The organism is Stenotrophomonas sp. 3(2025), from assembly GCF_052665395.1.
In genome coordinates, this window is the sequence record NZ_JBQOIF010000003.1 from 212,598 (window position 1) to 236,954 (window position 24,357).

The 24,357-nt window shown below is 68.2% G+C and carries 24 protein-coding genes; 17 read left to right on the forward strand and 7 right to left on the reverse strand.

The genetic code is table 11. The features are described from left to right. Positions 1 to 22: 22 nt before the first annotated feature. From ACUXVE_RS03825 to ACUXVE_RS03835, 3 genes are all read left to right on the forward strand, one after another. A complete protein-coding gene (locus ACUXVE_RS03825; protein WP_004134334.1) occupies positions 23 to 361 on the forward strand; it encodes a P-II family nitrogen regulator in 339 nt (112 codons plus the stop codon). 22 nt (positions 362 to 383) lie between these two features. Next, positions 384 to 1,814 (forward strand): ammonium transporter, encoded by a 1,431-nt coding sequence (locus ACUXVE_RS03830; RefSeq protein ID WP_445513863.1) that lies wholly within the window; start codon positions 384 to 386, stop codon positions 1,812 to 1,814. A 477-nt stretch (positions 1,815 to 2,291) separates the two neighbouring features. Further along, positions 2,292 to 3,038, forward strand: coding sequence for an N-acetylmuramoyl-L-alanine amidase (locus ACUXVE_RS03835; protein ID WP_093820897.1), 747 nt, complete (start codon positions 2,292 to 2,294; stop codon positions 3,036 to 3,038). A gap of 70 nt (positions 3,039 to 3,108) precedes the next feature. On the opposite strand, the gene ACUXVE_RS03840 is transcribed toward ACUXVE_RS03835, so the two are convergent. After that, positions 3,109 to 3,816, reverse strand: a complete 708-nt coding sequence (locus tag ACUXVE_RS03840; RefSeq protein WP_093820895.1) for a LytR/AlgR family response regulator transcription factor — start codon at positions 3,814 to 3,816, stop codon at positions 3,109 to 3,111. Continuing rightward, positions 3,804 to 5,513 (reverse strand): histidine kinase, encoded by a 1,710-nt coding sequence (locus ACUXVE_RS03845; RefSeq protein ID WP_445513864.1) that lies wholly within the window; start codon positions 5,511 to 5,513, stop codon positions 3,804 to 3,806. The genes ACUXVE_RS03840 and ACUXVE_RS03845 overlap by 13 nt, the downstream gene beginning before the upstream one ends. A gap of 127 nt (positions 5,514 to 5,640) precedes the next feature. Here ACUXVE_RS03845 and ACUXVE_RS03850 point away from each other — a divergent pair, with 127 nt between their 5' ends. The 8 genes from ACUXVE_RS03850 to ACUXVE_RS03885 all read left to right on the forward strand — a co-directional run bounded on the left by ACUXVE_RS03850 (position 5,641) and on the right by ACUXVE_RS03885 (position 14,911). Next, positions 5,641 to 7,149, forward strand: coding sequence for an alpha/beta hydrolase (locus ACUXVE_RS03850; protein WP_445513865.1), 1,509 nt, complete (start codon positions 5,641 to 5,643; stop codon positions 7,147 to 7,149). A 67-nt stretch (positions 7,150 to 7,216) separates the two neighbouring features. Further along, positions 7,217 to 8,374, forward strand: coding sequence for a murein transglycosylase A (gene mltA / locus ACUXVE_RS03855; RefSeq protein ID WP_445513866.1), 1,158 nt, complete (start codon positions 7,217 to 7,219; stop codon positions 8,372 to 8,374). Between the two features lie 109 nt (positions 8,375 to 8,483). After that, positions 8,484 to 8,786, forward strand: coding sequence for a hypothetical protein (locus tag ACUXVE_RS03860; protein ID WP_093820891.1), 303 nt, complete (start codon positions 8,484 to 8,486; stop codon positions 8,784 to 8,786). A gap of 83 nt (positions 8,787 to 8,869) precedes the next feature. Further along, a complete protein-coding gene (locus ACUXVE_RS03865) occupies positions 8,870 to 10,915 on the forward strand; it encodes a TonB-dependent receptor (RefSeq protein ID WP_445513867.1) in 2,046 nt (681 codons plus the stop codon). Positions 10,916 to 11,079: 164 nt separating this feature from the next. Beyond that, entirely contained in the window at positions 11,080 to 12,141 is a 1,062-nt protein-coding gene (locus ACUXVE_RS03870; protein ID WP_445513868.1) for a two-component system sensor histidine kinase NtrB, read from the forward strand. Beyond that, positions 12,134 to 13,582, forward strand: coding sequence for a nitrogen regulation protein NR(I) (gene ntrC / locus ACUXVE_RS03875; protein ID WP_117309195.1), 1,449 nt, complete (start codon positions 12,134 to 12,136; stop codon positions 13,580 to 13,582). The genes ACUXVE_RS03870 and ntrC overlap by 8 nt, the downstream gene beginning before the upstream one ends. 93 nt (positions 13,583 to 13,675) lie before the next feature. After that, the gene (locus ACUXVE_RS03880; RefSeq protein WP_025875951.1) at positions 13,676 to 14,245 is read left to right on the forward strand and encodes a superoxide dismutase family protein; all 570 of its coding nucleotides are present in this window, start codon (positions 13,676 to 13,678) and stop codon (positions 14,243 to 14,245) included. Between the two features lie 33 nt (positions 14,246 to 14,278). Beyond that, the gene (locus ACUXVE_RS03885) at positions 14,279 to 14,911 is read left to right on the forward strand and encodes a superoxide dismutase family protein (RefSeq protein WP_445513869.1); all 633 of its coding nucleotides are present in this window, start codon (positions 14,279 to 14,281) and stop codon (positions 14,909 to 14,911) included. 115 nt (positions 14,912 to 15,026) lie between these two features. Here ACUXVE_RS03885 and ACUXVE_RS03890 read toward each other — a convergent pair whose 3' ends face one another. Next, positions 15,027 to 15,914: a hypothetical protein gene (locus ACUXVE_RS03890; RefSeq protein WP_445513870.1), complete on the reverse strand. Its 888-nt coding sequence runs from the start codon at positions 15,912 to 15,914 to the stop codon at positions 15,027 to 15,029. Between the two features lie 93 nt (positions 15,915 to 16,007). Between ACUXVE_RS03890 and ACUXVE_RS03895 the strand changes: the two genes are divergently transcribed. After that, entirely contained in the window at positions 16,008 to 17,303 is a 1,296-nt protein-coding gene (locus ACUXVE_RS03895; RefSeq protein WP_222387994.1) for an acetyl-CoA C-acetyltransferase, read from the forward strand. A gap of 152 nt (positions 17,304 to 17,455) precedes the next feature. Here the strand turns inward: ACUXVE_RS03895 and ACUXVE_RS03900 are convergent, their stop codons facing one another. The 3 genes from ACUXVE_RS03900 to ACUXVE_RS03910 all read right to left on the reverse strand — a co-directional run bounded on the left by ACUXVE_RS03900 (position 17,456) and on the right by ACUXVE_RS03910 (position 20,643). Then, entirely contained in the window at positions 17,456 to 18,763 is a 1,308-nt protein-coding gene (locus ACUXVE_RS03900; protein ID WP_032978029.1) for a heme biosynthesis HemY N-terminal domain-containing protein, read from the reverse strand. A gap of 6 nt (positions 18,764 to 18,769) precedes the next feature. Continuing rightward, a complete protein-coding gene (locus ACUXVE_RS03905; RefSeq protein WP_059063155.1) occupies positions 18,770 to 19,750 on the reverse strand; it encodes a uroporphyrinogen-III C-methyltransferase in 981 nt (326 codons plus the stop codon). A 104-nt stretch (positions 19,751 to 19,854) separates the two neighbouring features. Then, positions 19,855 to 20,643: a uroporphyrinogen-III synthase gene (locus ACUXVE_RS03910; protein WP_025875939.1), complete on the reverse strand. Its 789-nt coding sequence runs from the start codon at positions 20,641 to 20,643 to the stop codon at positions 19,855 to 19,857. Between the two features lie 33 nt (positions 20,644 to 20,676). On the opposite strand from ACUXVE_RS03910, the gene ACUXVE_RS03915 reads away from it, so the two are divergent. From ACUXVE_RS03915 to ACUXVE_RS03935, 5 genes are all read left to right on the forward strand, one after another. Then, on the forward strand, positions 20,677 to 21,144 hold the full coding sequence (locus ACUXVE_RS03915) for a YiiD C-terminal domain-containing protein (protein WP_032951885.1): 468 nt from the start codon (positions 20,677 to 20,679) through the stop codon (positions 21,142 to 21,144). Positions 21,145 to 21,176: 32 nt separating this feature from the next. Beyond that, positions 21,177 to 21,608: a hypothetical protein gene (locus ACUXVE_RS03920; protein ID WP_032978037.1), complete on the forward strand. Its 432-nt coding sequence runs from the start codon at positions 21,177 to 21,179 to the stop codon at positions 21,606 to 21,608. Between the two features lie 57 nt (positions 21,609 to 21,665). Further along, positions 21,666 to 22,103: a rhodanese-like domain-containing protein gene (locus ACUXVE_RS03925; protein WP_025875933.1), complete on the forward strand. Its 438-nt coding sequence runs from the start codon at positions 21,666 to 21,668 to the stop codon at positions 22,101 to 22,103. 99 nt (positions 22,104 to 22,202) lie between these two features. Then, positions 22,203 to 22,721: a protein-export chaperone SecB gene (gene secB, locus ACUXVE_RS03930; RefSeq protein WP_025875931.1), complete on the forward strand. Its 519-nt coding sequence runs from the start codon at positions 22,203 to 22,205 to the stop codon at positions 22,719 to 22,721. 20 nt (positions 22,722 to 22,741) lie between these two features. Further along, positions 22,742 to 23,767, forward strand: a complete 1,026-nt coding sequence (locus tag ACUXVE_RS03935; protein WP_032978039.1) for an NAD(P)H-dependent glycerol-3-phosphate dehydrogenase — start codon at positions 22,742 to 22,744, stop codon at positions 23,765 to 23,767. A gap of 97 nt (positions 23,768 to 23,864) precedes the next feature. Here the strand turns inward: ACUXVE_RS03935 and ACUXVE_RS03940 are convergent, their stop codons facing one another. Then, complete coding sequence (locus ACUXVE_RS03940; protein ID WP_445513871.1) at positions 23,865 to 24,338, reverse strand: YybH family protein; 474 nt, start codon at positions 24,336 to 24,338, stop codon at positions 23,865 to 23,867. Positions 24,339 to 24,357 lie beyond the last annotated feature (19 nt).

Consider the following 24,357-nt stretch of genomic DNA (forward strand, 5'->3'; position numbering starts at 1 on the left):
CATCCACCATCGGGACATGCGCATGAAACTGATCTCCGCCATCATCCGACCGTTCAAGCTCGACGAGGTCCGCGAGGCCCTGTCCGATGCCGGCGTGTCGGGCATCACCGTGACCGAAGTGAAAGGCTTCGGCCGCCAGAAGGGTCACACCGAGCTGTATCGCGGTGCCGAGTACGTTGTCGACTTCCTGCCCAAGATCAAGATCGAAACCGTGGTCACCGACGAACGTGCCGACGCTGTGATCGAAGCGATCCAGTCGTCTGCAGGCACCGGCAAGATCGGCGACGGCAAGATCTTCGTGACCGCTGTCGAGCAGGTCATCCGCATCCGCACCGGCGAAATCGGCGCCGACGCGCTGTAAGCCCCCTTCCGGAGACTCCCCCATGAAGATGCGCCTTCTCACCGGGTGGCAAGCCCGGTTCCATCTGGTGTGCCTGCTGATGCTGTTCAGTGCGCTGGCCGCCGGTGTCTGGCCAGGCAGTGCACATGCCCAGGCCCAGGTCACGCCGCTGCAGAGCGAAGCCGTGGCCGTCGAGCCCTTGCAGGACCCGACGGCCGCTGCGCCTGCGGCTGCCGAAGCAGTGGCCGCGCCCGCCTATGACCACGGCGACGTCGCCTGGATGCTCACCTCCACCCTGCTGGTGCTGCTGATGGTGGTACCGGGCCTGGCCCTGTTCTACGGCGGGCTGGTGCGTTCGAAGAACGTGCTGTCGGTGCTCAGCCAGATCCTGGTGGTGTTCTCGCTGGTGCTGCTGCTGTGGGTGGCCTATGGCTATAGCGCAGTGTTCAGCGCCGGCAATCCGTTCTTCGGCTCGTTCACCGAATTCGCCTTCCTCAAGGGCTTCACCCCGGAGTCGGTGGGCAACACGCCGATCAAGGGCCTGCCGGACTACCTGTTCGTCGCCTTCCAGTCGACCTTCGCCGGCATCACCACCGCGCTGATCGTCGGTGCCTTCGCCGAGCGCATCAAGTTCCGCGCGGTGCTGCTGTTCTCGGCGCTGTGGTTCACCCTCAGCTACATCCCGATGGCGCACATCGTCTGGGGCGGCGGCTACCTCGGCGAACTGGGCGCGATCGATTTCGCCGGTGGCACCGTGGTGCACATCAACGCCGGCGTGGCCGGTCTGATGGCTGCATGGTTCGTCGGCAAGCGGCTGGGCTACGGGCAGACCGCGTTGAAGCCGCACAACGTGCCGTTCACCTATATCGGCGCGATGCTGCTGTGGGTCGGCTGGTTCGGCTTCAATGCCGGTTCCGCCGCTGCCGCCGACACGGTCGCCTCGCTGGCCTTCCTCAACACCGTGCTGGCCACCGCTGCTGCGGTGCTGGGCTGGACCCTGGTGGAAGCGATCAGCAAGGGCAAGCCGTCCGCACTGGGCGCGGCCTCGGGCGCGGTGGCAGGCCTGGTCGGCATCACCCCGGCATGCGGCACCGTCGGCCCGCTCGGCGCGATCGTCATCGGCCTGGTGGCCGGCGTGGTCTGCGTGTGGGGCGTGACCGGCCTCAAGCGCCTGCTGAAGGTGGACGACACCGCCGACGTGTTCGGTGTGCATGGCGTGGGTGGCATCGTCGGTGCGATCCTCACCGGTGTGTTCAGTGCGCAGTCGCTGGGCGGCACCAAGGCCGATCTGGATATTGGCCACCAGGTGTGGGTGCAGGTGGTCAGCGTCGGCCTCACCGTGCTGTGGTCGGCCGTGGTGACCGCAGCCATCCTGCTGCTGGTCAAGGTGGTGGTCGGCCTGCGGGTGACCGAGGAGGCCGAGCGTACCGGCCTGGATGTCACCTCGCATGGTGAATCGGCCTACGAGGCCTGATGCATCTACATGGTGGGTGCCGACCGTTGGTCGGCACTGCACCTGCTCTGGTAGTTGCCAAGCTTGCTTGGCACTGCTCCTGCGCTGGATTGCTCCTGCTCTGGTGGGTGCCGACCGTTGATCGGCACGGTCGGTGGCCCAGCCACGCATGGCGTGGCTCTACTCCCGCTCTGGTGGGTGCCGACCGTTGGTCGGCACGGCCGGTGGCCCAACCACGCATGGCGTGGCTCTACTCCTGCTCTGGTGGGTGCCGACCGTTGGTCGGCATGGTCGGTGGCCCAGCCACGCATGGCGTGGCTCTACTCCTGCTCTGGTGGGTGCCGACCGTTGGTCGGCATGGTCGGTGGCCCAGCCATGCATGGCGTGGCTCTACTCCTGCTCTGGTGGGTGCCGACCGTTGGTCGGCACGGTCGGTGGCACAGCCACGCATGGCGTGGCGCTACTGCATCGTCCGGGCTTATCGCGCACAATCGGGCCATGCACCCGATCCGCACTTCCCTGATGCTCTCGGCCTGCCTGCTGCTGGCCGCCTGTGCCTCCACGCCGCAGGAAACCCGCAACCCGCTTGCCACCTGGGTGCCGTCGCCGAACCAGAACGCGCGCACGCCGGTCATCATCGTCATCCACCACACCGAGCAGAAATCGGTGCAGCAGAGCCTGCACACGCTGCGTACCGCCAACAGCGGCGGGCCGGTCAGTGCGCACTATCTGATCGGCGCCGATGGCCATCGCTACCAGCTGGTGGCCGATGAACGCCGCGCCTGGCATGCCGGTTCCGGGCGCTGGGGCACCATCACCGACCTCAACTCCGCGTCCATCGGCATCGAACTGGACAACGACGGCCGTACGCCTTTCAGCCCCGCGCAGATCGAATCGCTGGTCGTGCTGCTGCGCGACCTCACTGAAAGGCTGAACATTCCGCCGCGGCAGGTGATCGGCCACGCCGACCTGGCACCGACGCGCAAGGAAGATCCCAGCCGCTTCTTCCCGTGGCAGCAGCTGGCGCAGGCCGGTTTCGGCGTGTGGCCGCGCGCTGCCGATGGGGCTGCGCCGGAAGGCTTCGATGCATGGGCCGCGCTGGCGCGCTTTGGTTATCCGCTGGACAACCGCGAGGCCGCCGTCGCCGCGTTCCACCGCCGTTTCCGTGGCAGCGACACCCTGCCGAAAGCCCTCGACGCCGAAGACGCGCGCATCCTGCATTCGCTGTTGCTGCAGACCCCGTAGCCGGCAGCGCCGGGCCATGCCCGGCGAGCGCACCGCGCGGGATCCGCTTCTCGCCGGGCATGGTCCGGCGCTACCCGCCTTCCATGCCCAGCGCTTCGCGAAGCGTGGCCACATGCGCGCGCCCAACCGGCAGCTCGCTGCCGTCACTCAACACCAGCCAGTAGCGACTGCCCGAGGCCGCATGCAGCGTGCGGACCTGGCGCAGGTTGACCAGGTAGGAACGGTGGCAGCGGACGAAATCCGCCGGCAGCACGCTGGCCAGCGCGGCCAGGGATTTGTCATGCAGTTCACTGCGGCCATCGCGCAGACGCACCTGGCTGTAGTCGCCGTCGGCGCGGATCCAGAGCACGTCCGCCAGTTCGACGGTCGCTGTGCCCTGCGCGCGCCAGATACCCAGATAACGCGCGCGACCGGCGCGGACACCCCCGGTGTCGAGCAGCCGTTCCAGCGCCTGGGCGAGGCGCTCGCGTGAGAAGGGCTTGGGCACGAAGTCGAGTACGCCGTGTTCGAATGCCTGCAATGCGCGCTCGCGGTGTGCCGACACCACCACGCACTGGTAGCGCCCGGCCACCGCGCGGCGCAGCAGTTCGAAGCCATCGTCGCCGCCAAGGTTGAGGTCCAGCAGCAGGCCGTCGTAGACACTGCGCTGCAATCGGTCTCCGGCCGCTTCCAGATCGGCCACCGCATCCAAACGCGCCCGTGCGCCGGCCAACTCGCCGCACATGCGCAGCAGGCGCTGTCGCACCAGGGGCTCGTCCTCGACGATCAGGATGCGCATGTCAGCTCGATCCGGCCGCACCAGCAGTCGCCGTCGATGCCCTGCACGAAGCTCCAGCCGTCGGGGCTGGCCGCCGCCAGGCTGGCCTCGATGTAACGGGTACCCGTGCCACGGCCGCGGTGCGGGGCCGAGCCTCGCGCACTGCGCAGTTCCAGTATCCAGCGCGCGTTGTCGCGCTGCACGTGCAGGCGGAAAGGGTGCCGTGCGCAGGCAACAGCGCCGGCATGGGTCAACGCGTTTTCCACCTGCGCATGCAGGATGCCGGGCGGCAGCGAAATCGCCGCATCCTCGCCATCGACCTCCAGCACCATGCGCTGGTCCAGGGCAAGGCCGACGATATCCAGGTGGCTACGGCACAAGGCCAACTCATCCTGCAGGGGAACGCTCTGGCGGCTGCTGCTGTCGCGCAGGCGGTCGAACTGATCGGCCAGCGACTCCACCAGGCGGCTGGCGCGCATCGGCGACTGCTCGATCAGTTCCTGCAGGCAGGTCAGCGTGTTCATCAGCCAGTGCGGCTGGATGCCCCGTTGCAGCAACTGCAACGAAAGTCGCGCGCGTTCTTCGCGCAGCCAGCCGTTGTGCCGGTCCAGCGCCTGCAACTGGGCGGCGTGGCGCAGCAGAAGGAACACCATCAGCACCGCCAGCAGCAGGAAGTAGGGGCCATCCAGGAAGGCACCGCGTGCGACCAGCAGCGCCAGCAGGCCTGCAGACAGCAACGCCAGGATCGGCCATCGGTCTTCCTGGTCGGCAGGCGCCCGCAACAGCACCCAGGTCGAAGCGAGCAGGCTCAACAGCAGCACCCCCGCAGAGCGGGTATCGAAACCGGGCAGCGCGATGGTGGCGACCGCGATCAGCGCCAGATAGCTGAAACAACCGGCTCTGGGCACGGCTACCTCGAAGCGACGCGCAAGATAGGCCGGCAGCAGCAGCGCCGCGATCACATGCAGGGCCAGCAGCGCGACCAGGCGAACGCCATGCCAGGGATAGGAGTAGCCCAGCAATGATCGCCACGCCTCGACCGCGGGCAGTGCCAGCCCCACCACACCCAGTGCCAGCAGCAGGCGCGCGCCGGGCGTGCGTGTCTGCCCACGCAGCACCGCCAGGAAATACAGACAGGCGGCTGCCAGCGCACCGGTGGCGAAGGCCGCGATCAGCCATGGCAGGATGATCTGGCCGTAAAGCACGGGGGCCGGCGCGATCAGCACCATCGCATCGGCGCCATGCAGGGCGAAGTGCTGCTGCTGGCTGGATGCAAGCACCAGCAGCTCATCGGTGGCGTTGCCCGACGCCGGTGGCAGCACGCGCACGACGTCTACGCGCCCCGGCGTCTCCTCTTCCGGCGTGCGACCGACAACGCCATTGCTGATCCATGGCATCCCGTTCCAGTACAACTGGCTGGCAGCGCGCAACGACAGCCTTACTGTACGTCCATGATCGGCGCCGCTTTCCGGCGCTGGCACCTGCCAGCGCAGCCAGTAGGGGCCACGCCACTGCGCCAGCTGTTGCTGGTCCAGCGGCCGCCACGCCAGGTTCTGCGGTGGGTGCGTTGGCAGGCCGCCGGATGCACCGGCAATCGCAGGTGCCATCTGCGCGCCCTGCACAACCCTCATTTCCGGCGGCGGCATCGACACGATCAGCCACGCAGCCACTGCCGCAAGCAGCGCAGCAAGGACAGCCAGGGTTCGTGTGATCTGCATGGCGGCCATCGTATCGGTTGTGTGGAGACATTGGACCGGCGTCTGGAGACGTTCGGCGGATGGACGCGTCCGCAGCACTGCGAGGGAGCAGATGCTGGCGGCGCACATCCTTCCATCGGAGTTCAACATGACCCGCAGCCCCTGTACGTCTTCCGGTAGTTTCCAGGCTCGTCGCCCTGTCGTGGCCGTCACCCTCGCCGCGCTCTGCCTGGCCCTCGCCACCGCCCTTCCCGCGCAGGCCGGTCCGGCAGCGCTGGCCTTCGAACCCTACACGCTGCAGACCAGGAACCATGGCGATATTGCCGCCGAGATCGCCACGCTGCAGGTGCCGCGACGGCACAGCGAGCCGGATGGTCCGCGCCTGCACCTGAAGGTGGTGCGCCTGCGTGCAACGGCCGGCAATGGCCGCGCCGCACCGGTGGTCTACCTGGCCGGTGGTCCGGGTGGTTCTGGCATCGATACCGCACGTGGTCCGCGCTGGCCGGTGTTCGACCAGGTGCGGCGCGAATCCGACGTGCTCCTGCTCGACCAGCGCGGCGCCGGCTTGTCCGAGCCGCCGCCGGAATGTCCGCATGAAACACGTTTCGACGACGCCCAACCGCTGCAGCGCGATACGGCCCTGGCCGCAGTGCAGGCCACGGCGGCCAAGTGCGTAGCGTTCTGGCGCCAGGCCGGTGTCGATCTCGGCGCTTACACCACGGCCGAGAGTGCCGGCGACCTTGACGACCTGCGGCGCGCGCTGGACGTGCCGAAGATCAGCCTGTGGGGCATGAGCTATGGCACCCATCTGGCCTTGGCCACGGTGCGCCTGCACGGCGCCGGTCTTGAGCGCGTGGTGCTGATGGGATCCGAAGGTCCCGACGATACGCTGAAACTGCCCCTGAGCAGCGACGCGCTGCTGCAGGAGCTGACAGTGCTTGCGCGCAAAGACGGCTTCGACGATCTCGCCGGATCGGTCACCCGCGTGCTGCAGGCACTGCGTGAGCAGCCGCGACAGGGCCACAGCCACATGCACGAGGGTCGCCAGGTCACCATCGGCCTGTACGACGCGCAGATCGTCATCGCCAACATGCTCGGGCAACGCATCACCCAGCAGTGGCTGCCGTTGGTGCTGCGCGAGGCTGATAGGGGCAACTACGACCCGCTGGCCGATCTGGTGCTGATCGGGCGTGCCCAGTTCGCACAGTTCCCGGCCATGGGCCTGGCAATGGACGTCGCCTCCGGGCAGAGCCCGCAGCGCCGGGCGCTGGCCGAAGCACAAGCACGCCAGAGCCAGTTCGGCGACGGGCTGAACTTCCCGTTCCCGGCCATCGGCGAGAGTCTCGGCCTGGCCGATCTGGGTGATGGCTTCCGCGGCCCGCTGTACAGTGAAGTGCCGGTTCTGTTCATCAGCGGCACGCTGGATGGGCGTACGCCCCCGGCCAATGCCGATGCGCTGCGGCCGGGCTTCAGCAACGGTCACTCGCTGCTGGTGCGCAATGCCAGCCATCACAACGAGTTGTGGACAGGCAACCCGGCCATCGCCCGCAACATCGTCGACTTCCTCGCCGGCCGCGTCGTGAGCGATACCGTGTTGGACGTGCCGCCGCCGGTGTTCGCCACCCGCAGCAGTGAGCTGCTGGGCGGCAAGCGATAAGGCCCGTCGTGTGGTGCAGGATGCGATCCCGGTCCTGCGCCACGCCCGATTGCACTACATTGGGGTCATGACTGACCTCATCGCCCCCTTCAACCGCACGTGCTGGAGCCTTCTCGCGCTTGCCGTGCTTGCTGGCTGTTCCAGCACCGGCCCCCGTCCCGAAGCGCCTGCCGCAGCAACGCCTGCCGCCACCTACGCCAAGGTCGACTGGAGCACGTTGCCGGCCGTATCCGATACCGACCTGCAGGCCGGCTTCGCCGCTTGGCGCAGCAGCTGCACCCGCCTGAAGAATGATGCGACCTGGGCCAGGCCCTGCGCGACCGCCAGCACCGTGTCCGACAAGGACGCCGCTGCGATCCGCGCATTCCTGCAGCGCGATCTCGATGTCTATTCCCTGCGCGCCGGTGGCCATCGTGCCGACGGCCTGATCACCGGCTATTACGAGCCCATCTATCCGGGCAGCCTCACCCGCACCGACACCGCCAGCGTACCGGTGTACGGCACCCCCGATGATCTGGTGGTGGTGCAGTTGGACAGTGTCTATCCCGAACTGAAGGGCAAGCGCCTGCGCGGTCGCGTGGAGGGCAAGGTGCTCAAGCCCTACGACGATGCCGGCAGCATCGCCAGCAAGGGCGCCAAGGCACCGGTGCTGGCCTGGCTGACCGATCCGATGGACCTGCAGCTGCTGCAGATCCAGGGCTCGGGCCGCGTGCGCCTGGCCGATGGCAAGCAGGTGCGGTTGGCCTATGCCGAACAGAACGGCCACCCCTATCGCGCGATCGGCCGCTGGCTGGTGGAGCAGGGCGAGCTGAAGAAGGAAGACGTCACCATGGACGCGATCCGCGCGTGGGCGAAGGCACATCCGGCACGCGTACCGGAACTGCTGCGCAGCAATCCCAGCTACGTGTTCTTCGTGCGCAGCCCAGACAGCCCGGAAGGTCCGCGCGGTTCGTTGAACGTGCCGCTGACCGCCGGCTACAGCGTGGCGGTGGATCGCACCGTGGTGCCGCTGGGCAGCCTGCTGTGGTTGTCGACCACGCGCCCGGACGGCACGCCGGTGGTACGCCCGGTGGCCGCGCAGGACACCGGTGGCGCCATTGCCGGCGAGGTACGTGCCGATCTGTACTGGGGCAGCGGCGATGCCGCCGGCAAGCTGGCCGGCGACATGAAGCAGCAGGGCAACCTGTGGTTGCTGTGGCCGAAGGGTGTGACGTTGCCGCAGTAGGTCAGCAGGGGTCAGATCCCCCTCTGCAGGACAGGGATCTGACCCCCATATGCCTGATAATGGCGCCATTCCGAACTTTCCGGTCGCGCATGCGGCCAGGACCCATGCAATGAAATACGCAAAGAACAACGCAAAATCCAACACGAAGAAGTACTACAAGCACTGGGCCGAATCGGGCCTGGGCAAGGGCAACGTGCTGATGGAAGCCCGTGGCGAGAAGATCGTGCGCCAGGTGGAAATCTACGGGACCAAGGTCGTGTGGGCCGATGAAACCGGCCAGAGCGATGACCGCTTCGTGCTGGCCGACCAGCCGGTGTCGTTCATGGATTTCGACGAAGACGACGAGATCAGCGCGCGCGAGTTTGAAATTGCCTGGAAGAAGGCCCGGGAAGCCACCGGCTACCCCGTCTAAGGTCGAGGGCGCTGCAGTCATCGGATGGCTGGTGTAATCGAAATGTTATAAAGTTTCATTTTCAGCCTCCCGCCCGCCCCCTGATGAAGACTCCCACGCTGGTGGCCGCGCTCGCGGCCGCCCCGTTCGCCCCTGAAGCATTCGCCCAGTCCGCCGACGCCGCGCTCACCCTGGGCAAGGTCGATGTGCACCAGCACAGCGAGGGGCAGCTGAGCGCACACCAGGTGCTGACCTCGGTGGACGTGCTGGGCGCGGACCAGATCGAAAACCGCAACGTGTCGCACAGCTGGGAACTGCTCGGGCAGATGCCCGGCATCCAGCTGACCGAAACCCGGCAGGGCGCCGAGTCGGGCAAGGTCAGCTTCCGCGCCTTCAACGGCGAGGGCTACCTCAATGCCATCAAGACGCTGATCGACGGCATCCCCAGCAACGTCAACAGCGGCAACCAGCGCTTCATCGACATGCTGTTCCCGCTGGAAATCAGCTACATCGAAGTGGTGCGCGGTACCAACGATCCGCGCTACGGCCTGCACAACATCGGCGGCAACGTGAACTTCGGCACGCGCCAAGGCGGCACCTACACCGACGGGCGACTGGCCTATGGCAGCTACAACACCCGCGATGTGCAGCTGGCGGTGGGCCGCGAAGCCGACGGCTTCGCGCAGAACTACTTCGTCGGTACCCAGGCCAGCGATGGTTACCGCGACCACGACAGCTCGAAGAAATACGCGCTGGGCGGCAAGTGGTTCTTCGGCTCGCTGGACGAAGGGATGCGCGTAGGCCTGACGGCGCGCGCTTATCACCATGAAGCCGACGAACCCGGTTTCATGACCGCGGAAGAGCTGCATGCGGGCCGCCGCCGCAGCGACCTGCGCAACGCCAATGACGGCGATGACCGCGACATGCGCCAGTTCGCCGCGCACCTGGACGTGAAGCTGTCCGACGCGGTGACCTTCGGCACGCGGCTGTACTACAACCGCTATGAAGACGACCGTCGTGTCACCTTCAGTGACCTGCCCAGCGGTAACCTGCCGCGCCAGCGTCGCGTCTGGGACGAGCGCCAGGCAGGCCTGCTCGGCACGCTCACCTGGCAGGCCAGCCCCACGCTTACCGTGGAAGGCGGGCTGAACTACGAGCAGCAGGACAACGGCTACCGTCGCGAGCGCTACGCCTACGCCGAGCCCACCGATTTCAGCCAGGCACCGGCACGCGTGCAGAACAACGACCGCCACAGCTTCGACAACTGGGGCGCTTACGTGCAGGCGATCTACCAGCCAGCAGACGCATGGAAGATCGTGCCGGCCTACCGCGTGGACCGTTTCAGCGGCCACACCCGGCTGATGAGCGGCGCCACCGGCCGCCTGCAGGACTACGGCAGCATCGGCCAGCCCAAGCTGAGTGTCATCCACAGTCTGGGTGAGCACACCCACGTCTACGCCAACTGGGGCCGTACCTTCCAGGTGCTGACCGGTTCCACCGCGCCGGCCTACCTCACCCCGGGGCAGGCACCGATGCCGCCTTCCACCAACACCGGCATGGAGCTGGGCCTGAAATTCCAGCCCTTCGCCGGCAGCCAGGCCCGGCTGGCGGTATGGCAGCAGGACGCGGAAAACGAAGTGTCCAACATGCCGGCCACCGGCACCACGGTCACGCTGGGCAAGACCCGCCGCCGCGGCGTGGATGCGCAGATCAGCGCGCAGCTCGGTGACGCGTGGACGCTGTGGGCTTCGCATGCCTATCAGGAGGCGAAGATCACCCGCGACGACCGCGCCGCCGGCGTGACCCTGCAGGGACGCGAAGTGGCCGCCACCCCGCGCCACATCAGCAACCTCGGCCTGGACTACCAGGCCAGCGATGCCCTGCAGCTGGGCCTGCAGGCACGCGCGCAGGGCGATTACTACCTGGAAGAGCGCAACGTCACCGGCAAGTTCGGCGGCTTCGCCGTGCTCGACCTCAGCGCGAAGTACCAGATCACCCCGGCCTGGAGCGTGGACCTGCAGCTGAAGAACGTGACCGGCCGCGAGTATGCCTACGCGTGGTACGACAGCTTCTTCTGGGACAGCGCCCGCCCGATGTTCTCGCCCGCCCCGGGCCGCGCGGTCTTCGTTGGGCTCAACATGAAGCTGTAACCGCAAAGCCGGTAGTGGTCGAGCTTGCTCGACCTGCAAGGGGTCAGAGCCCTTTCCTGACGGAAAGGGATCCGACCCCGGACCCCGCAGCGCAAGGGGTCAGATCCCTTTGCGCGAGGAAAGGGCTCTGACCCCACACCCACGTTTTGCACTACATTGGTGCAATGTCCGACCCCGCGCCCCCGCCGTCCCTCGATGCCCTCGGCACGCCGCTGGCCTGGGCCGGGCCCGATGGCCGCATCGCCGGCTGCAACCCGGCCTTCGCGCGCTGGCTGGGCGTCAGCGGCCGGCGCCTGCTCGGCCAGCCGTTGGCCGCGCTGGAAGTGCAGGGCGAGGCGCTGGCCCATTTCCTGGCCCGCGACGAGCGCGACAGCCTGCGCCTGAACCGGCTGGCGTTGGCGCTGCCGGGCGAAGCCGCGCGGTTTGCCGAAGGCTGGATGAGCCGCCGCGACGATGGCGGCTGGCTGCTGGAGGCGCACCCGGTCGATGAGTTCCCCGGGCTCGACCCGACCCAGGCCCTGCCCAGCGCGCTCAGCGCAGCGCTGAAGGGCCTGGCGCACGAACTGCGCAATCCGCTGGCCGGGTTGAAGGGCGCCGCACAGCTGCTGGCCCGCCGCGCGGCGCAGCGCGATGCCAGCGAACGCGAACTGATCGACCTGATCGGCTCGGAGATCGAGCGGCTCAATGGCCTGCTGGAGCAGCTGCTGTCGCCGGCACCCGCCGCGCCACATGCGGCGCTGAACATCCACGCCGCGTTGGAGCGGGTGCTGCGCCTGGCCGAGAACGAGGCCGGCTGGGCGGTGCGCCTGCAGCGCGACTACGACCCCAGCATCCCCGAATTCGATGGCGACGCCGACCGCCTCACCCAGGCGGTATGGAACCTGGTGCGCAATGCCATCCAGGCCGGTGCCGGCAACATCACCCTGCGCACCCGCGTTGAACACGGCGTGCGCATCGCCGAGCTGCTGCACACCTTGGCGTTGCGGCTGGAAATCGCCGACGACGGCCGCGGCGTGCCCGAAGAACTGGCCGAACACCTGTTCCTGCCCCTGGTCAGTGGTCGCGCCGAAGGCACCGGCCTGGGCCTGGCGCTGGCACAGCAGGTCGCGCGCGAGCATCGCGGCACGCTGACCTACCGGTCGCGTCCGGGCCATACCGTATTCACCCTGCTGCTGCCGATCGGCAACGGCACCGCCGCCGCCGAGGAGGCCCCGCACGATGTCTGAGTCTTCCGCGTCCCCGCCATGCATCTGGGTGGTCGACGATGACCGCGCCGTGCGCTTCGTGCTGTGTACCGCGCTGCGCGAGGCCGGCTACCAGGTGGTCGACTTCGACAGCGCCGCCCCCGCACTGCAGGCGCTGGCTGACAGCCCGCCGCCTGCGCTGCTGTTCACCGACGTGCGCATGCCCGGCGACGATGGCCTGGTGCTGCTGGACAAGCTGAAGGCCGCGCTGCCGCAGCTGCCGGTGGTCGTGATGTCGGCCTACACCGACGTCGCCAGTACCGCCGGTGCGTTCCGCGGCGGTGCGCACGAGTTCCTGTCCAAGCCGTTCGATCTGGACGACGCGGTGGCACTGGCCCAGCGCGTACTGCCTGCGGTGGCGCCGGCCATGGCCGCGCCGACGCCCGCCGCAGAAGCCGCCAGCGACCAGCCGCCGCAACTGGTGGGCGATACGCCACCGATGCGCGCGCTGTTCCGTGCCATCGGCCGCCTCGCGCAGGCGCCATTGGCGGTGCTGATCATCGGCGAAACCGGTACCGGCAAGGAGCTGGTGGCCAACGCGCTGCACCGCGAATCGCCGCGTGCGCAGCATCCGTTCGTCGCGCTGAACACCGCCGCCATTCCCGCCGAGCTGCTGGAAAGCGAGCTGTTCGGCCACGAGGCCGGTGCGTTCACCGGCGCGCAGCGGCGCCACATCGGCCGCTTCGAGCAGGCCAATGGCGGCACCCTGTTCCTCGATGAAATCGGTGACATGCCGTTGCCGTTGCAGACGCGCCTGCTGCGCGTGCTCGCCCAGGGCGAATTCTTCCGCGTGGGCGGACGCGAACTGATCCGCGTCGATGTGCGCGTGGTCGCCGCCACCCACCAGGATCTGGAAGGGCTGGTCGCGCAGGGAAAATTCCGAGCCGACCTGCTGCACCGCCTGGACGTGGTGCGCCTGCAGCTGCCGCCGCTGCGCGAGCGCCGCGAGGACATCGCGCAACTGGCCACCACCTTCCTGGCGGCTGCCGCGCGCAGGCTCGATACGCCGCCCAAGCGGCTGACCGCCGCCGCCCTGCAGGCGCTGCGCGAGCACGACTGGCCGGGCAACGTCCGCGAACTGGAAAACGTGTGCTGGCGCATGGCCGCACTGGCCGCCGCCGACACCATTGGCGTGGCCGATGTCGATACCGCGCTCAACCGCGCCCGCAGCCGGCGCAGCAGCACGGCCGCCGGTGACCCGGGCCAATGGGAAGCGCTGCTGTCCGAATGGGCACGCCGGCAGCTGGCCGAGGGCACCGAGGGCCTGCACGCGCAGGTGCGCGAACGGGTCGACCACGCCCTGTTGGAGGCCGCCCTGCAGATCACCCACGGTCGTCGCGCCGAAGCCGCCGCGCGCTTGGGCCTCGGCCGCAATACGCTTACCCGCAAGCTGGGCGCCGGTCGCCGCCGCGGCGGCCATTGAACGATGCCTGCACGCGATCCTCGCACCCGCTTGCCGAACTGTTGATCCTCCATGGACGATGCCGTCCGTAGTGTTACCTGCAAGGAGTCCTCGATGCGTTTGTCCTTCGCCCTTCTGCCGCTGTCCGCTGCCGTGCTCCTGTCTGCCTGTGGCAGCGCACCGAAGAAGCCGCAGCCCACACCGCCGCCGGTGGTCACCACGCCCGTGGCCCAGCTGGCCGAAGCCAACCTGGCGCCAGCCTCGGCCAGCATCGTCAGCGGCCGCCTAGTGCTGAAGACCGAAAGCGGCGGGGTGCACTTGACCGGCCTGGTCGGCGGCCTGCAGCCGATGCAGCAGGCCGGCTTCCACATCCACGAGCGCGGTGACTGCAGCGCGGTGGACGCCAGCAGCGCCGGCAACCACTTCAATCCCGCCGGCGTCGCCCACGGTCGTGCAGGCAGCGGCAAGCACCACCTCGGTGACATCGACAACCTGCAGGCCGACGCGCAGGGCCGTGCCAACATCGATGTGCATCTGAAGGGCGTTACCCTGGGCGGAGGCGCCGCCACGGATATCGCCGGGCGTGCACTGGTCGTGCATGCCCGGGCCGACGACTATCGCAGCCAGCCCGCCGGCAATGCCGGCGTCCGCATCGCCTGCGGCGTGATCCGGGTAACCCGCTGATCACACCACCGGCATTACCCAAGGAGAGTTTCCATGCGTCTGATCCACACCTCGCTGTTCGCGGCCATCGCTGCACTGGGCCTTGCCGCCTGCAACCAGCAGCCGGCAGCACCGGCAGCTGAAGCCCCGGCCACCACCCCGGCCGAAGGCTCTGCAGCACCGGCCGATCCGGCCACTGCACCGGCTACCGCAGCGGTCCCGGCAGCCGATGCCTCGGCCACTGCCGAACTGGCACCGACCCAGGGCAATGAAACCAAGGGCTCGATCACCTTCAAGCTGGTCGACGGCAAGGTGCACGCGTCCGGCCAGATCAGTGGCCTGAAGCCGGGCAGCGAGCACGGCTTCCACATCCACGAGAAGGGTGATTGCAGCGCGCCGGACGGCATGAGCGCCGGCGGCCACTTCAATCCGGGCAAGCAGGACCACGGCAACGTGGCCACCGATCCGCACCACGGTGGCGACATGCCCAACATCAAGGCCGACGACAAGGGCGTAGCCACCATCGACGGCCCGGTGTCGAGCAACGTCAACATCGGCAAGGGTGATGATTTCGACATCATCGGCCGCGGCCTGATCGTCCACGCCGACGCGGACGACTACAAGACCCAGCCGACCGGCAACGCCGGTGCGCGACTGGCGTGCGCGGTAATCAAGAAGGCCCCGTAAGATAACGAAAACGCCGGCGCAAGCCGGCGTTTTTCGGTTGCTCCGCCGGGCATGGCCCGGCGCTACCGTATTGCGTGGGTAGCGCCGGGCCATGCCCGGCGGCATTACCTGGACGTCAGCGCGCCAGCAGCTCGCGTGCGTCCTGGCCGGCTTCGCAATGCACGAACAGCACCGGCACACCGTGCGCTTCCAGCACCGCGGCCATCTGCCGCTGGCGCATCAGGAACTGCTCGTAGATGCCCTGCAGTCGCTCGCAGTCGCCCTTGCCGTGGTTGTAATGCGCGCACCAGCCGGCCGGGTCGAACAGCGCCATGCGCGCTTCGCCCTGGGTATAGCGCAGCAACGGCTCGGGTGCGTCACTCAGCCACTCGTCCTGGCCCGGGGCCATGATCGCGGTTTCAATCAGCGGCCACAGCGCGGCCAGGCCCTGGTTGTCGTACTGCATCGACATCATCGCGGCCAGGTCGTTCACGGTGAAATAGCGTGCGTGCTCGACGCGTGCACCGAACGTGTTCTGCGCCATCAGCGCGGTATCGGCATGGGCCATGCCATTGGCCAGCAGCACCTCTTCCAGCGCATCGGCCACGGCTGTCGTGGTGGCCACGTCGGTACCGGTCAGCAGGAACGGCACCACCCGCAGGCCACCGCCTACCAGGGTAGCGTCGGCCTGGAACGGCAGCGGCACATCACCGCTGGCGTCGGCGCCGAAGGCCAGCACGCGCGGGCCCTGGTTGCCACCGGGCGCGCGCATCTGCAGTTCTTCCAGGCGGCGATGGATCGGCCAGCCCGGGCGAAGCACTTCGGCCGGATCGAAATGGGCGGCGGCGAACACCAGGTCCAGCTCGGCCACCTGTGGCACCAGCTTGGACAGGTCGCGGCCGACGCGTTCGGCCAGTTCACCGGCCTGTTCAGCGCTGAGCACCGCCTGGCGGGGGATTTCGCCGCCGGCCAGTTCCAGGGCCAGCACGCCAAGGGCATTCATCGCAGGGTCGGGTTTGCTCATGGTTCCACGGTTGGCCCATCACAGGGCGGCAGCTACACTTGGCCCCATTATGCCTGCTCTGTCGTGCAGGCCATGTTGCAGACACCCTCATCCATGCCAGGTATCTCCATGCCCAACGCTCGTCCCGTCGCCATCCTCGGTGGCGTCCGCATTCCGTTCTGCCGGCAGAACACCGCGTATTCGGATGTCGGCAACCTCGGCATGTCGGTGCGTACGCTGGGAGCGCTGGTCGAGCGCTTCGGCCTGCACGGCCAGCAGCTGGGCGAAGTGGCGATGGGTGCGGTCATCAAGCACTCCAGCGACTGGAACCTGGGCCGCGAAGCCACGCTGTCCTCGGGCCTGTCGCCGTTGACCCCCGGCATCACCCTGCAGCGCGCCTGCGGCACCTCGCTGGACAGCATCATCACCGTTGCCAACAAGATCGCCCTGGGCCAGATCGAGTCCGGTATCGGCGGTGGTTCGGACACCACCTCCGACGTGCCGATCGTGTACGGCAAGAAGCTGCGTGCGCGTCTGCTGGCGGCCAATCGTGCCAAGAGCACCGGCGACAAGATCCGCGCACTGACCTCCGGCTTCAAGTTGGCCGAGCTCAAGCCGGAGTTTCCCGGCGTGGCCGAGCCACGTACCGGCAAGAGCATGGGCGACCACTGCGAGGACATGGCCAAGGAGTGGAACATCTCGCGCGACTCGCAGGACGCGTGGGCGGTGTCCTCGCACAAGAAGCTGGCCGCAGCCTATGAGCGCGGCTTCTTCAATGACCTGATCGCACCGTTCCGCGGCGTCGAGCGCGACAACATCCTGCGTGCCGACACCTCGCTGGAGAAGCTGGCCACGCTGAAGCCGGCCTTCGACAAGGTATCCGGCCGTGGCACCCTGACCGCAGCCAATTCCACCCCGCTGACCGATGGCGCCGCCGCCGTGCTGCTGGCCAGCGAAGAGTGGGCACGCGCGCATGGCCACGAGCCGCAGGCCTACCTGCGCGACGCACACGTGTCGGCCGTCGATTTCGTGCACGGCGAAGGCCTGTTGATGGCACCGACCGTGGCCGTGCCGGAGATGCTCAAGCGCAACGGCCTGACCCTGCAGGACTTCGATATCTACGAGATCCACGAAGCCTTCGCCGCACAGGTGCTGTGCACCCTGCGTGCGTGGGAGAGCGAGGATTACTGCCGCAACCGCCTCGGCCTGGATGCGCCGATGGGCCGCATCGACCCGGACAAGATCAACCTGCTGGGTTCGTCGCTGGCCACCGGCCACCCGTTCGCCGCCACCGGTGCACGCGTGATCGCCACGGCGGCCAAGCAGCTGGCCGAGCGCGGCGGTGGCCGTGCGCTGGTGTCGATCTGCACCGCCGGCGGCATGGGCGTGGTGGCGATCGTCGAACGTTGAACGCCACGGTAGTGCCGGCCGCTGGCCGGCAGCGTTGGAATTGAAAACGCCGCCCGATGGGCGGCGTTTTCGTTGATTGCATCCTCCGGTGGGTACCGAAATTGCATCCTCAGGTGGGTGCCGACCGTTGGTCGGCACACCTTCAGCCAGGGTCACGGCATCCGCGGGTTGCCGAACGCGTCGCGCTCTTCATTGGCGTCGTACACCGGCGGCAGCGGTGCAATCGACTGCTCCTCGACGGTCGCATGCAGCGGCGGGTCAACCACCGCTGCCGGTGCACGCACCAGCGCCACGCTGTCTTCGCCACGCTGCAGGCGCAGCGCGTTGGCCAGGCACTGCGCGGCCAGCACGTGTTCGCCACGTTGCGCGAAGGCTTCGCCCAGCGCTTCCCACGCAGGGGCACCGGCACCCGCGGCGATGGCTTCATGCAGGAACGCATCGGCCGCGTCCCACTGTTGCTGCGCCAGCGCGATGCGGCCCTGGGCCAGGCGCAGGGCCGCCGAGTCGTCATGCACGTTGCGCCAGCGCTGCAGGTTGGCCTGGCGCGTGGCCAGACGTTCGGCCGGCAGACGGCCATACACGGCCACCAGTTCGTCATCCCAGCGGTGGTCCAGCGCCTGCTCAAGCGCCAGCAGTGCCGGTTCGTCCCAGTCCAGTGCAACTGCACGGGTGGCGTAGGCGGCAACTACGTCCGGGGTCGGTCGCAGCGCCTTCGGCGTGGCTTCCCACTGCGCAGCCAGGGCGTTGACGTCGCCCGCTTCCAGCAGTGCCTGCGCGGCCAGGCGTGCTTCCAGCTCGCTGCTGGCCTCGGCCGGCAGCACCTTGGTCTGACGCAGCGCGCCCAGCTGGCCGTAAGCCTCGTGCGCGCGGCCAGCACGTGCCAGCGCTTCGGTACGCAGCCACAGGCCACGCGGCGGCAGCGGCTGGATCGCTGCCACATCCAATGCGTTGATCGCATCCACCGGCAGATCGTTGGCCAACAGCTGCTCGGCACGCAGCAGTGCCTGCAAGGTCGCATCGCTTTCGCCCAAGCGCTGCAGCAGCGCCTCGGCAGCGGGGGCATCGGCCCGCACCTGCGCGCTGCGCACGGCATTGGCCAGGGCAACCCCACTAACTTCCGGATCCTTGGCGGCGCCATCCAGCAGCTTCTCGGCGCGCTGCCACTGGCCATGCTCATAGGCCAGCAGACCATCGATCAGGCGCACTCGGCCCTGCTTGCGGCGGTAGCGGCCCCAGGCACGGAACGGCGCGGCGATCAGGCTCCACAGCAGCCACAGCACCAGCACGCCGATCACCGACAGCAGCGCTACCTTCGGCAGGTTGCTGTGGTAGTCGTAGCCGCCATAGCGCAGGGTCACTTCGCCGTAGCGGTTCAGGTCATCGGTGCCGAGCCATTGCGCGGCAACGACGCCAATGGCCACTGCCAGCAACAGCACGACCAGTGATTGCAGGGGTTTCATACGGGCTTACCTCCGGTCGGTCTGGGTACGCAGTTGTTGCAGGGTGCTGCCAAGCACGGTGTCATCGGCCTGCAATGGCAGCGAGCGCAGGGCATGGAGTTCAGCACGTTGCGCGCGCAGGTCCGGTGAATCCGGCCAGCGCCGCTGCGCCCAGAGATCGATTCTGTTCAGCGCGGCATCGCGGCCTTTGCCGTCGCCCCGCTCGATCGCTGCACGGGCCAGGGTCAGTTCCAGCTGCAGCGCCGTATCGATGGTGGCGCGCTCGGCCGACGTCAGCGGGCCGTTCAGGCGGCTCGGGGTGATATCCACGAAGGGCGCCAGCGCAGCCTGCCACCACGGTTTTGCGGTGTTGTTGGCCGGCGTCTGCGCGATCTGCGAAGGCAGGCCCTGCAGGGCCTTGCCCAGCGCGTCCAGGCGTTGCAGTGACAGCACGCGCGGGCCAGCGCCCAGCGCATCCAGCGCGTTGCGTTCCTGCACCAGTGCCTGGCGCAGGTTCAGGCCGTCGCTGTCGGGCAGATCGGCCAATGCGGTGGCGGCCAGCGCATACAGTCGGCGTGAGCCTTCCACGTCATCGGCAAAGGCCAGCCGCTGTGCGGCCTGGGTCAGCAGCAGTTCGGCCTCATCGCGCTGCACGGCCTGGCGGCCCTGGTTGGCGCTGTCGGCCAACTTGGCCAGGTTTTCTTCCAGCAGGGCACTGCGTTGCGACAGGCCCAGCACTTCGTCGCGCAGCACCCGGTTGGTGGTGGCCGCATCCTGCAAGCGCTGGCTGGCAGCACGCTGGTCGCGGCGCAGGGCCTCGACCGTAGCCTCCAGCCCCTTCAGCTGCACGGCGGTGGTCTGCGCCTGCGCCAGCTGGTCGCTCTGCTGCTTCTGCCAATAGTGGTAGCCGGCATAGCCGCCCGCGCCCAGCACCGCCAGCACGGCAAGCGGCAGCAGCCAGCGCATGGGGCGATGGGGCGATGGAGCGGGCGGCAGAGTGTCGTTCATCGGGCTTCCTTGTCGGCGGCAATGCCGGAACAGATCCGGCAGGCAGCGTTGTGCACAGCATCACTGTTGCCGACGACACCGGCAAGCCGCTGCCGGGTGCCTGTTCAGGTCGCTGCCGGGCCGGTGAGCGCAGTGTGTGCAGCGGCCATCAACTGAACGCTGGTAGGGCCCTCGCTGCGCACCACCCGGGTCAGCCCCAGGGCCTGCGCCTGTGCGCCCAGCCGGTCGCTGGCCACCAGCGCGATCGCGTTTGCCCGCAGCCGCTGCTGCCAGTGCCCAGGCAGCTGCTGCCAGAAACGCTGCAATGCCTCGCCACTGCTGATGGCCAGCAGCCAAGGCGTCGGAGAACGGGCCAAACGCGCCAGCATGCGCCGTGACAAGCGCAGCGGCAGCCGTCGGTAGACATCAGCGCGGGTGATCTGCGCGCCCGCAGCCTGCAACTCAGCGGCAATCAGGCCCCGGCCTCCCGGTGCGGTCACCAGCCCGATCTGCATGCCCCGCACATCGCCCAGCACCGGCATCGCCAGCAGGCCCTCGCTGTCCATCCGCTGGGGCGCATGGACGTCAGCGACGCCATGGGCCAGCAGGGCACGCGCGGTGCCTTCGCCCACCGTCAGCCACGGGCTGCGCTGCGCCGTCGCCAGCGGTAGCAGGCTGGCCGCTGCGGCCACGGCTGCCGGGCTGGTGAACACCACCCGATCGCTGGTCAGCGCCCGTTGCAGTTGCTGGCGCGCGGCGCTGCCCTGCAGACGCTGCAGCCGCCAGGGCGAAAGCGCGACGGTACGGCCTCCCAGCCCTGCTGCGGCGTGGCGCAGCGCCGCCTGCTGGCCCTGCGGGCGCAGCGAGATCAGGGTCCAGCCAGTGGGTATCGTATGGTTGGCCATTACCGTCATTATGCGGGCCCTTCGTTGTCGTGGTTGCTGCTGATGGCTGTTGATGCCCTGACCTCTTCGCTGGCTGCCCTGCAGGACGTGCTGGACTGCATGCCGGCGGTCCGCGCGATGCAGATCCGCCTGGATGGCTATGCCGACGGCGTGCTGCGCATCACCGCGCCGCTGGTGGCCAACGTAAACGACAAGGGCAATGCGTTCGGTGGCAGCCTGGCCTCGGTGCTGACCCTGTCCGGCTGGGCGCTGGTCAGCCTGCGCCTGCGCCTGGCTGGCCACGACGCCGAGGTCTACGTGGCCGACAGCAACCTGCGCTACCTGGCACCGGTCTATGAAGACCTGCACGCCCATGCCGAAGCGGCCGGAAGCGGCGCCTGGGAGACCTTCCTGGCCACCTTCCGCCAGCGCGGCAAGGCCCGCATCAGCATTGTCGCCACCCAGCCCGGTGCCGACGGCAAGGCCGCGGCTGAATTCAGCGGTCGCTTCGTTGCCTTCGCCAAAGGGTAGGATGGCAGGCTGACGCCCTGCGGAACCCACCGATGCGCCGCCTCATCCAGATCCTCCTGTGTTCCCTGCTGCTGCTCAGCGCCGCCGCCGGCGCCGCTGCCGACGACCTCAGCCGCAAGCAGCGCAAGCTGCTGGAAGAGACCCAGATCGCCTACGGTGCCACCATCCGCTGGGGCAGCATGGACGACGCCATCGCCTATCTGGACCCGCAGCTGCGCAAGTCCAAGCCGCCGACCGAGTTCGAGCTCAACCGCTATGCGCAGCTGCGCGTGTCGTCCTACCGCGAGCGCAGCAGCGCATCGCTGGACGGCGGCCAGGTCGAGCGCCGGGTCGAAATCGGGGTGATCAACCAGAACACCCAGGCCGAGCGCACCGTGGTGGTGACCGAGCGCTGGCGCTGGGATCCGGAAGCCAAGCGCTGGTGGCAGAGTGCGGGCCTGCCGGACCTCTGGCAGGGGCAGTGACGGGGCGCGTCCGGCTTGTGCGACAATCGGCGCCCGCTTAATCGACCCGTGACCTGAGTGAATTACGAAGAGTTGCTGGCCTTCGCAGGCCGAAACCCGATGCTGTCCGCGGCCCTGGTCGGCCTGACCGTGGCCCTCATCGTCACCGAAATCCGCCGCCTGTTCCGGGGCTTCAAGGGCATCAAGCCCGCCGAACTGACCCAGCTGATCAACGCCGGCGGCACGGTGGTGGTTGATCTGTCGCCCAGCGCTGATTTCGAAAAGGGCCACATCGCCGGCAGCCGCAGTGCCCAGGCCAGCGCGTTCGGCCCCGAGCACAAGCTGGTGGCCAACGCCAAGCAGGCCCCGGTGGTGCTGGTGTGCCGCAGCGGCAACGCGTCCGAGACCGCCGCCAAGGCGCTGAAGAAGGCCGGCTTCGAGAAGGTCTTCGTGCTCGACGGCGGCATCCCCGCGTGGCAGCAGGCAGAACTGCCGCTGGTCAAGGGCCGCAACTAATAGCAGGCGGTGGCGGATGTGGCCTTGTTTGCGCCCTCCGCCGCCCCCATCGCAGTAATTCGACCATCGTTTTCATTGCATTCACTGGAGTTACTGGAAATGTCCGAAGAGACCACCAACGGCGCTGTCGCGCCGGTCGATGCCGCCACCGGCCCCGCGTTCACCGTCGAGAAGATCTACGTCAAGGACGTTTCCTTCGAGTCGCCGAATGCCCCGTCGATCTTCAACGACCAGGTGCAGCCGGAACTGCAGCTCAACCTGAACCAGCAGGTCCAGCGTCTGGGCGAGAATGCCTTTGAAGTCGTGCTGGCCGTGACCCTGACCTGCCAGGCCGGCGAGCGCACCGCGTACGTGGCCGAAGTGAAGCAGGCGGGCGTGTTCGGCCTGGTCGGCCTGGACCCGCAGTCGATCGACGTGCTGCTCGGCACCCAGTGCCCGAACATCCTGTTCCCGTACGTGCGCCAGCTGGTCAGCGACCTGATCCAGGCCGGCGGCTTCCCGCCGTTCTTCCTGCAGCCGATCAACTTCGAAGGCCTGTACGCAGAAACCCTGCGCCAGCGCCAGGAGCAGGGCGACGCACCGTCGCTGGCTGACTCCGAGCCGGCCGGCAACGCCTGATCCCGGCCGCGACGTCACGGATGAGCACTACCGCTGACAAGGTTGCCGTACTCGGCGCCGGTTCCTGGGGAACCGCGCTGGCGACGCTGCTCGCCCGCCACGGTCGCCAGACCGTGCTGTGGGGGCGCGATGCTGCCGTGGTCGAGGCCATCGACCAGCGCCACGAGAATCCGCGTTACCTGCCGGGCATTCCGTTGCCGGAATCGCTGCGCGCCACCACCGACCTCGCGTCGGCGGTGGAAGGTGCCGCCTGGATCCTGGTGGTGACCCCGTCGCATGCATTCGGTGAAACCGTGCGCGCGCTGGCACCGCTGCGTCCGGCCGGTGCCGGTGTGGCCTGGGCCACCAAGGGCTTCGAGCCCGGCTCTGGCCGCTTCCTGCATGAAGTAGCGCGCGAAGTGCTGGGCGAGGACGTGCCGCTGGCCGTTGTCACCGGGCCGTCGTTCGCCAAGGAAGTCACCCTGGGCCTGCCGACCGCGATCACCGTGCACGGCGACGTGCCCGAGTTCGCGCAGACGGTGGCCGAGGCGATGCACGGTCCGGCGTTCCGCGCCTACACCGGCGACGACATGGTCGGTGCCGAGCTGGGTGGTGCGATGAAGAACGTGCTGGCCGTGGCCACCGGCGTGGCCGACGGCATGCAGCTGGGCCTGAACGCCCGTGCCGGCCTGATCACCCGTGGCCTCAACGAGATGCTGCGCCTGGCGGCAGCGATCGGCGCCAAGCCGGAAACGCTGATGGGCCTGGCGGGGCTGGGCGACCTGGTGCTGACCTGCACCGGTGACCTGTCGCGCAACCGCCGCCTGGGCCTGGCCCTGGGCCGCGGGCAGACGCTGCAGGACGCCATCCGCGAAATCGGCCAGGTGGTCGAGTCGGTGCAGACCGCAGACGAAGTGATGCGACAGGCGCGCCGTCATGGTATCGACCTGCCCATCTCCGACCGCGTGCGCGCCGTGCTGCATGGCGAGCAGACCCCGGAAGAAGGATTGCGTGCGCTGTTGGCACGCGAACAGAAGCCGGAGTATCCGGATACGCTGTTCAAGTGAATCGAAAACCCCGGCCCAGTGCCGGGGTTTTTTTTTTGTGCGTGCGCGAAACCCATCCACGCATGGCGTGGATCTACTGCGGAACCCGCAGCGCCCATCACCGCGACCGCGGCGGCGTGTTGGTGTTGTCCATGTCCGAAAAAATCATCCACGGCCCACCCGCCACGCGCTTCAACGTCAGCGTGAACTTCCCGGTATCACCCACGTTGCTGCCGTAGGTGTAGGCGCCAATGATGTAACCGGTGGATTCCTCTGCGGCATAGGCCAGCGCACGCAGCCGCAACGGGCTACTTCCCTGGCCGGCATACGCCGCCTCAATCGCCGCGCGCCCGCGCACGGGCGGCTGGTTGCTCTGCAGGATGAAGCCGTCCTCAGCGAACAATCCCGCCAACGCCTTCGCATCACCGGTGCGCCACGCCTGTTCGTAATCGCGCAGCACGCGATCCAGCGCGGCGGGCAGGGGGACATCGGGTAGCGAGATGGGTAAGGGCGCAGCGGGCTGTTGCGCAATCACAGGCGCGGCCAGCAACAGGCCACTGAGAAGCATCGAGGCAAGTAGTGAACGGCGCATGCGTCTGCATCCTGGCAGT